Below are 10,076 nucleotides of genomic sequence, written 5' to 3'. Positions count from 1 at the left end.
TCCAGAAGTTGTAGCAGTAACACCTGTTGGTAATCCTGTTACAGTAACACTTGTTGCCCCACCACCAAAAGTATATTGAATAGGAGTAATTGAGTTGCCAGAACAAATATTTTGGGAGTTGTTTGCCGAATCAAGAACTAAAGTAGCATTAGATGAAAGAGTAATATTTCCATTTAAAGTAACCGTTCCACAACCGCCTACAGTGTTTATTGAATATGAAAAAGGGACAGATGGCGTTCCACTAATAGTTACCGTATTTCCAGAAGTTGTAGCAGTAACACCTGTTGGTAATCCTGTTACAGTAACACTTGTTGCGCCACCACCAAAAGTATATTGAATAGGGGTAATTGAGCTACCAGAACAAATATTTTGGGAGCTGTTTGCCGAATCAAGAACTAAAATAGCATTAGATGAAAGAGAAACATTTCCATTTAAAGTAACCGTTCCACAACCGCCTACAGTGTTTATTGAATATGAAAAAGAGGCAGATGGCGTTCCACTAATAGTTATCGTATTTCCAAAAGTTGTAGCAGTAACACCCGTTGGTAATCCAGTTACGTTAACACTTGTTGCCCCACCACCAAAAGTATATTGAATAGGAGTAATTGAGCTACCAGAACAAATATTTTGTGTATTTGAACCAGAAGCTAATGTAAGACTAGGTCCGCCTACATTAATTATGATGTTGTCAGTAATTGTAGTTAAACAAGAATTAGTTGCTGATAAAGTTAAGGTTATAGAACTACCACTAGTTGCGCTCAAAGGTACAGTATAAGAAGTGGCTAAATTATTTGGGTTTGAAAAACTACCTGAAGCTGCTGTCCAAGTAACGCTTGTTTGTCCTTGAGCAGTTCCTGTTAAATTGATAATTTGTCCGGGACATACAGCAATTGGTGTAGTTCCGGCTTCAACTGTGAATGGAGGAATAGGGGCAGTACATCCATTATTAACATAAGAAGCTGTTCCAGAAGGGGTAAAATTTACAGTAGAACCATTTAAATCGGATACTGAACCTCCAACAGCACCAAATATATTTACTAAGTTGGCTCTTTGATACGTTACAGAATCAGAACACCCTCCGCCAAAGGTAACGGCTAAAGTTCGAGTGGCTGGGGTTGCATTATAATTTCCAAAATGGCCTGCGTTTGGAGCTGCTGGGGTATTTTGAAATATCATATAAATCGTAGAAGGCAAAGCTCCAAAAGAATTCAAAGTAGTATCTAAATTTGGGCTTGTAACTACAATAACAGTTGAGTTTGCTGGAAGAACTCCTCCAGTTGGCTCTAAAATTTGACCACATCCTCCAGCGGCAAGTATGTCAGCATTTAATTGAGCTACTTTACTAGCAGTAGTAGCATTTTGAACCAATCCTAACCAAGTTTGAGCTGGCCAGTTAATACTTAAAGTGCTTGTGTTTACTGGTGCTCCTCCAATTCTCATTCGAAACATCTCATTGTATGCTTCATCTGTAGTATTGTCACACGCATCTACTAAAATACTTTCTATTTCAAAGCATTGTGAAAAACTTTGATTTGAAAACAAAAACAAACTTATGGATAAAGTTAAAACCTTAAAAAAATTCATGCTACAAAAAGCTTCATTTGAAAAGCGGGTGCAAAGTTACAAAAACAACTAACGACTAATATTATTAAAGCATTAATATTATAAAAAAAGGCGTAAATTTTATTTTACGCCTTTACTAGTATTATTTATTATTTTGGTGGATACTGCTCCAGTATTTTTGAGACAAACTCTTTAATGCGAGCATCTTTTTTGTCTGTGTTTTTTGTTAAGTAACCACTTCCTTCGCCTTGCCAAACTAATTCTTTTGTTTTAGCATCAATAACATCAATAAAAAGTGTTCCTTCAGGAGTTGTAGTTACATTTGAATAACCCATGCCCCACCATGGATTCCAACCCCAACCAAAACCATAGTTTTGATAAATATCTACACGTTCTCTTTCTTTGGTAAAAATACTAATCAAAACATCAGGATTTTCAGATTTACTGAAACCTTTTGTTGCCATAACTTCATCAATAGAATATAAAATTCTCTTTTTATCTAAATCTGAAATTTCGGCTTTATCAATTCCGCTTTTTAAATAAGCATATGTTTTGTAGTTGGTAAAAGTTGCTTTTTTATCATAATCAGCGTTCACTCTTACTGAACTACAAGAAGCAAGCGTTACTATAAAAAGAATCGAAAGTAATTTTAATGTTTTCATAATTTTATTTGTTTAAAGTTTCATGTTTCAGGTTGTAAAGCTTAACAAGGAACTTTAAAGCTGAAACTATAACAATGATTCATCTACTATATTAGGGATGGTAATTTTCAATAAAGGTTGCGTCTCCATGGCTCTTTTTATTGCAAAAATGGCTCCTTCATTTCTTGCCCAACTTCTTCTTGAAATTCCGTTGTTGACATCCCAGAAAAGCATTGACTCTAAGCGTCTTGATGCTTCTTTACTTCCATCAAGAACCATACCAAAACCTCCGTTAATTACTTCGCCCCAGCCAACTCCACCTCCGTTATGAATAGAAACCCAAGTAGCTCCACGGAAACTATCACCAATAACGTTTTGAATGGCCATATCGGCTGTAAAACGAGAGCCATCATAAATATTTGAAGTTTCTCTATATGGAGAATCTGTACCTGAAACGTCGTGATGATCTCTTCCTAAAATTACATAACCAATTTCACCACGTGCAATAGCTTGATTGAAAGCTTCTGCAATTTTGATTCTTCCTTCTGCATCAGCATATAAAATACGAGCTTGAGAACCCACAACTAATTTGTTTTCCTGCGCGCCTTTAATCCATTGGATGTTATCGGCCATTTGTTGTTGGATTTCTTCTGGCGAATTTTTCATCATTTCTTCTAAAACGTCACAAGCAATTTTATCGGTTTTAGCTAAATCTTCTGGATTTCCTGAAGCACAAACCCAACGGAATGGTCCAAAACCATAATCGAAACACATTGGACCCATAATATCCTGAACGTAACTTGGATATTTAAAATCGATATGATTTTCTGCCATAATATCTGCTCCAGCACGAGAAGCTTCTAACAAAAAGGCATTTCCATAATCGAAGAAATAGGTTCCTTTTGCAGTGTGCTTGTTTATGGCTGCCGCATGACGACGTAAGGTTTTTTGAACTTCTTCTTTGAATTTCTCAGGATTATTAGCCATCATCTCATTCGATTCTTCAAAAGAATAACCAGTAGGATAGTAGCCACCAGCCCAAGGATTATGCAAAGAAGTTTGATCAGAACCTAAATCGATATGTAGATTTTCTTGATCAAATCGTTCCCAAACATCGACTATATTTCCTAGGTAAGCAATCGAAACTACTTCTTGATTTTCTAATGCTTTTCGAACTCTTGCAACAAGCAATGTAATATCTTCAACAATTTCGTTAATCCAACCTTGTGAATGACGAATATGTGTGATTTTCGGATTTACTTCGGCACAAACCGTAACGCATCCTGCTATATTTCCTGCTTTTGGCTGAGCTCCAGACATTCCGCCTAATCCAGAAGTAACGAATAATCCGCCTTTTGGTGATTTTTTTATTTTTCTAAATCCGTTTAAAACGGTGATTGTTGTTCCATGTACAATTCCTTGTGGACCAATGTACATATAACTCCCAGCTGTCATTTGTCCGTATTGCGAAACGCCTAAAGCATTCATTTTTTCCCAATCGTCTGGTTTGGAATAATTTGGAATCACCATTCCATTAGTAACAACAACCCTTGGAGCGTCTTTATGAGAAGGGAATAATCCCATTGGATGACCAGAATACATGGCTAACGTTTGCTCTTCGGTCATTTCTGCCAAATATTTCATCGTCAATAAATACTGAGCCCAATTGGAGAAAACTGCTCCATTTCCACCATAGGTAATTAATTCATGAGGATGTTGTGCCACAGCATAATCCAAGTTGTTTTGGATCATTAACATAATTGCTTTGGCTTGTTCGCATTTTCCAGGATATTCTGAAATTGGTCGAGCATACATTTTGTAATCTGGACGCAAACGATACATGTAAATTCTTCCGTAAGTTTCTAATTCTGCTTTAAATTCTGGAATTAATTCAGCATGATGTTTCGCATCAAAATAGCGAAGTGCATTTTTTAACGCTAATTTTTTTTCTTCATCAGAAAGAATTTCTTTTCTTTTAGGAGCGTGATTTATTTCGGTTTCATACGGTTTAGGATTTGGTAAAACCGATGGAATGCCTTGTAGTATTTGTTCTTGAAATGTCATTTTTGTTGTGTTAATTCGTTTGTATTATTTTTTTCTAAAGTCGTAATTTAGAAAACTAGGGATAACGAATGTCAGACCTATGATAAGACTTGTGAATTTTGATTCGGTATTTGAATAAATGTATGTCCATTTTACTTTTTCTTAGTAGTTCCGGTTTTTTTGTCAAAACCATAAGGGCAATGTCTGCACCCACTTTTACAACAATAGCCTCTTTTTAGATGGTATTTTTCTGTGAAACACTTGTATCCTTCGGGTGTATAGTAGAAATCTTCACCTTCTTTTAAATTATTCGGATTTAAATCGTTATTCATATCGACAAATTTAGCAACTTTGCATGAAATGATTGTAATAGTTTTTAAATATTTAATTCCGAAAGGGTTTAGGGGGTTTACCTTTTTTCCATTTGTGTTTTTATCTGATAAAAAAGATAAATCGCATGCGATATTATTGAATCATGAGAGAATTCATATTAAACAGCAATTAGAACTTTTGATTGTATTCTTTTTTTTATGGTATGTAATCGAGTTTTTAGTTCGATTGATTCAATATAAAAATAGGAGAGAAGCTTATTACAATATTTCTTTCGAACGGGAAGCCTATACAAATGAAAAAAACCTCGACTATTTAAAGAAGAGGCCTTTTTGGAATTTTTTAAAACAATTTTAATTAGTAAATAGCTTTTTTGCTGATAACAGTTCCATTTGATAATGTAACTTGAATTACTAAACCTGCATTGTTTTTTTGAATCGTGTTTAAAGGTACTTCATAACCTTCAATATTTGGATAGTATGCTAATTGTCTTCCTAAAACATCAAAAACACGGACAGATTGAATTTCGTTTTTAGTTGATTTTACTGATAAAACGTCTGAACTGATAACCCATAAATTTGCTTCATCTGTTACTAAATCGTCTCCACCTAAAGTTTCGTTTGTGTATCTCAGTAAAAAGCGAGTTGGATAATTACCAGCTTCAGCTGTAAAACTATATGGATTTTGTCTTAAATCATGGATGATATTTGTTACTTTATCTTCCAAATAGATATTTTGATTTGTATCTGTAAAGAAACCATCAACAGCGGCAATTCCGATAGTGTAATTGCCATTTTGAGGAACTTTTATTCCCATAGGAACTAGGTCTTCTTGGTCAAATGGTAAAGTTCTACCTTGAATTTTCATAAACTCGTCTCCAATAGCTGAATATAGATTTAAATTTAATTTTTCATCAGTAATTGCATCAAACATACGATCTCTATTGTTCGTTGCGCCATCTGCATAAGCAACTAAATTTCTAACATTTGAACCATTTGTTGCAATTAAGTCTAACCAAATTCTGCCATTATCATTAGATGTTCTAAAGAATTGAGTGTTATCGTTTGTACTGCTTCTCATAGAATTGTTAAAAGTAACATTTTCAGAAGTAGATGCAGAAGAATGATTCATTAATACAAAGAATCCTTGACCAGCACCAATATGACCTCCAAATGTGCCAGGACCAGATGATGCACCTGAGCTATTATATGTTATATAATCTCCAGGAGTGTAATTATAAGAATAATTATTATAAAACGGATCTGCTATGGCAGAAGATGGTAAAGTGCCATGAGTCCAAACATTTATAAAACCATCAATGTTAGTATTTAGCGTTAAGAAATCAATTGCATCTATTGCTGAAGGGTATGGATTACCAACTAAATTCCAGTTGTCATCATGGTTGGTTCCTTGTGTTGTAGAAACACCTGTTGCATAATTTCCACCATTCCAAGTACCTCTTAAAATTGGTGTAGTAATAGTTCCATTATTTGGTGTTCCCGTAAACACAGCATTAAATGGTGCTATAGTAGTGGTAAAACTATCAGGTCCTCTAACAATGTATCCTTTTCCTAATACCATAATTTCATTTGCTCCTGCCCAATTTCCAAAGCCGTTTGTGTTTGTTGGAATTGTTGGTGTCCATTTATATTTACTACCTGTAGTTCCTGTAGAAACATTGTTTAAATTAAAATTAGTAACTGGAGAAGACCAGTAAACATAATCTAATTTACGGATGTTTGCGGTTCTAGTCATGTGCATAGTTCCTTGATTTGCATCATTATTAATTTGAATCAAACTAGCACTATTTTGTAATACTAAATCTCCTGTAGCATTGATGTTAACCCAATCTGTTATTGTTAAATAATTATCAGGAGTAACAGTTAAAGTTGCATTGTTTTCAACAGTTAAGTTTAAACCTAAAGCATTAAAGTTTGTACCTGAAATAATTGGGTCGTTTGCTGTATCAGCAATTACAACGCAATCTGAAGCAGTTGGAACACCAGAAGGTGTCCAGTTGTTAGCTACGTTCCAATTTGTACTTACAGAGCCATCCCAAACTTTTGCTCCATTGACTGTTACTGTTGTTTCATCTGTTTCTACGATAGTTCTTCCATCACATAAAGTATAAGTGATTTCAGCAGTATAAGTTGTGGTTGAAGTAGGACATACACTCAAAGTAGGATTAGTTCCAACGATAGGACCACTTGTACCTGAGCCTTCATGCCATGCCAAAGTAGCTATTGATGCACCATCTGGTACAAAACGCCAAGCTTCACCTGAAGCAGACCAATTTGTGTCAAGTCCATTTCTTCCTGGTGCTACTGTAGCTAGTGTTCCAGTAGCATTTTGGATACCAACAATAGCATTTCCATTATTCCATGTTCCAGCTCCAAAATTGTCAATGTTTTTTTCTTGTATATAAACTTCAATTATATTTGAATTTTCATATAAAACCATCATTCCTGTATATAGAATTGCATTTTCGTCAAACATAGGTACATTTGACCATGAAGCTACTAATGCTCTACATCCTGTTGGTAAATTAATTAATTCCCAACCTACTTCTCCTCCAACTCCAGGGTTTATATCGTGTAATACTCCGAAAATTGAATTTTCTCTTAATACAGTATCGCCACTAATTGGAATGTTGTTATTGAAACTATATCCACTTGAGGCTCCAGCCAAACTAGTATTAAAACTTAATATTCCATTAGAACCAATTACACATTGATTGTAAGTGTTTCCAAAAAAGCAAAAATCAAAAGGAAGTGTAACAATCGGTGACCAAACATCATCAGTATTTACACTAACAGGATTTGCAAGTCCGCTAAAGCTGTATGGAGGATTGTAAATAATTGGTTCAACAATATAACTTGTAGTATTTCCTAAATCTAAATAAGTTGCCTCAAGATCAACACAAGTTGAAGCTGCGGTACAGTTAATAGCTGCAGGATCGGCTCCATTTAATCCTAAGCCTCCTGAAACTACATTTGGACAACCTGTTTCCACATCACTAACTGCAATGGTTGTAAACGTTGCATTCGTTGAATTAGCAGATTGACTACTATTTGTACAAGTTACAACTAAGCGCCATAAAACAACACCGCTTGCAGGAGCTGTAGCTGTATAGTCTGCGTAAGAACTCGTTGGTGCACCAACATTACTCCATGTAGCGCCAGCATCAGTGCTAGATTGCCATTGAAAAGTTAAATTTGAAGCAATTGAATAACCAGTAGCTGTAACTGAGTAGTTAGATCCTGGCCATCCAGTATTAGGAGTAGCTGTAGCTGTTCCTGCATTTGGTGTTCCCGCACAAGGAGCAGGTGCTACTACATTTATAGTGTAATCTTCTGCTTCAGTATAAGAATAAGATCCACAAGCTAAAGGATTAGTATCAAAATAATTGGCAACAACACGCATTCTGTGATTGCCTATTGTTGTGCTACCAGGGATTGTGATAGTTCCTGTTGTTGATGCAACATAACCTCCACTTGCATATACTAATTCTCCAGCATCATTAAAATCTAAATCGTTATTCCAATCTACATAAATATTGATTCCATGTGTTCCAGAACTCATTGTAGTTGAAAAATTGAAAGATTGTCCTAATATTTGTGTAACAATGTCTGTGCCTGAATAATTAGCATAACCTCCAGCTGAATAAGTTGAATTCCTGTTAATATTTGTACTACCACCAGTAGTAGAAAAATTACTTATCCAATAAGTGTTGGTTGAGGAAGTAAAAGCACAATAGCCTGTTGTAGCAGTTCCAGTTGTGTAAGCACTCCAACAGCCATTATTAGCTCTGATTCTATAATAGTAAGTAGTGTTTGAAGCTAAACCTACAATGTTTTGTGTAGTTGTAGGGTCATTAATCGTAAATGGAGAACCTGCAATATTAGCTGTGTATCCTGCATCTGTAGTGACTTGTAACTGATAAGTAACGGCATTAATACCACCTCCTAATGAAGAAGGCCAAGAGAAGTTAATGCTAGTCAAGGTGCTTGAAGTTGTTACAGGAGACGGCGATGCTGGACATGTTACCGCATTACCTGTTAAAGGACTAGAGGCATTATACAAAGGACCTCCAGAACATCCACTATTGTTGTAAGCATAAATATAATAGTAGTAACGGGTATTACCATTTAATCCAGTTCCGAGAATGGTAGTTGAAGCTCCGTTTTGAACTAAAGTAAGCCCAGCTCCTAATGTTCCTATGTTAGCACCTGTATAAACTACACCATTTACTGGAGCAGATGGAGGAGTAGCTGAAGTAGAACGAATGACTAAGTAACTATCTGCTGTTCCTGAAAAAGTTGCAGGAAATGAATCAGAAGTAATGGTCCCAGCTGTAAATCCTGAAGCTTGTGAGCCAGGAGTTGTACATGGACCAGGAGAGGTAACACATATTCCAAAAGTGCCTTGATTGTCATTTCCATATTCCCAAACCCTAACATAAATTGTTGCTCCTGGTGTTAAACCAGTTCTTGTTATGCTAGACATTAACCCGTTAGCACTATCATCATCATCACATTCTAATAAGGTCAAAGCTCCGCAAGTTCCGGTGTACCAAGCCATACCACTATCTGACATTCCTCCAGTTTGTGTATCAACAGTAACCTCTCCATTTGCGGGTACTACAAAACTAAACCAAACATCACCACCAGAGTAACTGCCGCAGCCTGGTACAGGTGGAGTAGAAGGTGTTGTAGAAGCAGTTGCTCCTACAGTAGTATAAGTTGAATAGCTACAGCTTGTGTTAATTGTAAGCGAAGTTGCAGTATTGCAATTGTCGTTAGCTAGGCCAGGTAAAGTATAAGTAAAGCGAATTTCTCCTCGTGCTCCACTTCCTCCAGGTTGATTACCTCCTCCACGTTCACCACCACCACCACCGGCTCCTGGGGTATTTCCGGGGTTACCAGCTGCATTTGTACTTCCTGTACCACCAGTTCCCCCGTTTGGAGCACTTCCTCCATTTCCTCCTGATGCACCACCAGCTATTCCGGGGTTTCCGTTTGTATTTGTTGAGCCACCACTTGCAGTACCTCCGGTACCAACGGCGCCTGCATTTCTTGCGCCACCATTACCTCCGCCAGCAGTCATTAATCCGCCAAAGTTTATTGTTGAGTTTCCTCCATTACCTCCAGTTGCAGAGCCTGCGGCTCCACCACCTCCACCAGTTCCTATTGTAAAGGTATAGTTTGTTAATGGAGTTACTGTCATTGTTTTAGAAACATATGCGCCAGATCCACCTCCAGAACCACCAGATCCATTAGTGTTAGATCCGCCACCTCCACCTCCAGCACCCCATATTTGTACAGTAACAGAAGTTACTCCTGCTGGAACTGTCCATGAGCCTGAAGCTGTATAAGTGTCTGTTGTCTGTCCAAATGTTATACTTGTAAAAATAAAAAACAGAAAAAACAAAAAGTTTTTCAAGGGGTAAGAATTAGTTTTCATTTTAAGTGAATAAATTGTAGTTTATAGTTGATTGTG

General features: G+C 36.5%; 6 protein-coding genes. 1 reads left to right on the top strand and 5 read right to left on the bottom strand.

Features of this window, described 5'->3' with window-relative positions; all coding sequences use genetic code 11:
- The 4 genes from B2741_RS01875 to B2741_RS01860 form a co-directional block, all read right to left on the bottom strand.
- The coding region (locus B2741_RS01875; protein WP_414655293.1) for a hypothetical protein at window positions 1-1,584 on the bottom strand (1,584 nt) is incomplete at its 3' end.
- Between the two features lie 128 nt (window positions 1,585-1,712).
- Window positions 1,713-2,225, bottom strand: a complete 513-nt coding sequence (locus tag B2741_RS01870) for a DUF4136 domain-containing protein (protein WP_291134898.1) — start codon at window positions 2,223-2,225, stop codon at window positions 1,713-1,715.
- Between the two features lie 66 nt (window positions 2,226-2,291).
- Complete coding sequence (locus tag B2741_RS01865) at window positions 2,292-4,268, bottom strand: urocanate hydratase (protein ID WP_291134896.1); 1,977 nt, start codon at window positions 4,266-4,268, stop codon at window positions 2,292-2,294.
- 131 nt (window positions 4,269-4,399) lie between these two features.
- Window positions 4,400-4,579, bottom strand: a complete 180-nt coding sequence (locus B2741_RS01860) for a DUF5522 domain-containing protein (protein WP_111567629.1) — start codon at window positions 4,577-4,579, stop codon at window positions 4,400-4,402.
- Window positions 4,580-4,607: 28 nt separating this feature from the next.
- Between B2741_RS01860 and B2741_RS01855 the strand changes: the two genes are divergently transcribed.
- A complete protein-coding gene (locus tag B2741_RS01855; RefSeq protein ID WP_291134893.1) occupies window positions 4,608-4,934 on the top strand; it encodes a hypothetical protein in 327 nt (108 codons plus the stop codon).
- Here the strand turns inward: B2741_RS01855 and B2741_RS01850 are convergent, their stop codons facing one another.
- On the bottom strand, window positions 4,935-10,040 hold the full coding sequence (locus B2741_RS01850) for a GEVED domain-containing protein (protein WP_291134891.1): 5,106 nt from the start codon (window positions 10,038-10,040) through the stop codon (window positions 4,935-4,937).
- Window positions 10,041-10,076 lie beyond the last annotated feature (36 nt).

The organism is Flavobacterium sp. UBA7663 (assembly GCF_002483315.1).
Classification (GTDB): Bacteria; Bacteroidota; Bacteroidia; order Flavobacteriales; family Flavobacteriaceae; genus Flavobacterium.
Note: the sequence above shows the minus strand (reverse complement) of the source record. Positions and strands in the feature narration are given on the sequence as shown.

Coding starts and splice junctions, on each gene's coding strand:
- B2741_RS01855 (WP_291134893.1), top strand. CDS start 4,608: ATGATTGTAATAGTTTTTAAATATTTAATTCCGAAAGGGTTTAGGGGG.
- B2741_RS01870 (WP_291134898.1), bottom strand. CDS start 2,225: ATGAAAACATTAAAATTACTTTCGATTCTTTTTATAGTAACGCTTGCT.
- B2741_RS01860 (WP_111567629.1), bottom strand. CDS start 4,579: ATGAATAACGATTTAAATCCGAATAATTTAAAAGAAGGTGAAGATTTC.
- B2741_RS01865 (WP_291134896.1), bottom strand. CDS start 4,268: ATGACATTTCAAGAACAAATACTACAAGGCATTCCATCGGTTTTACCA.
- B2741_RS01850 (WP_291134891.1), bottom strand. CDS start 10,040: ATGAAAACTAATTCTTACCCCTTGAAAAACTTTTTGTTTTTTCTGTTT.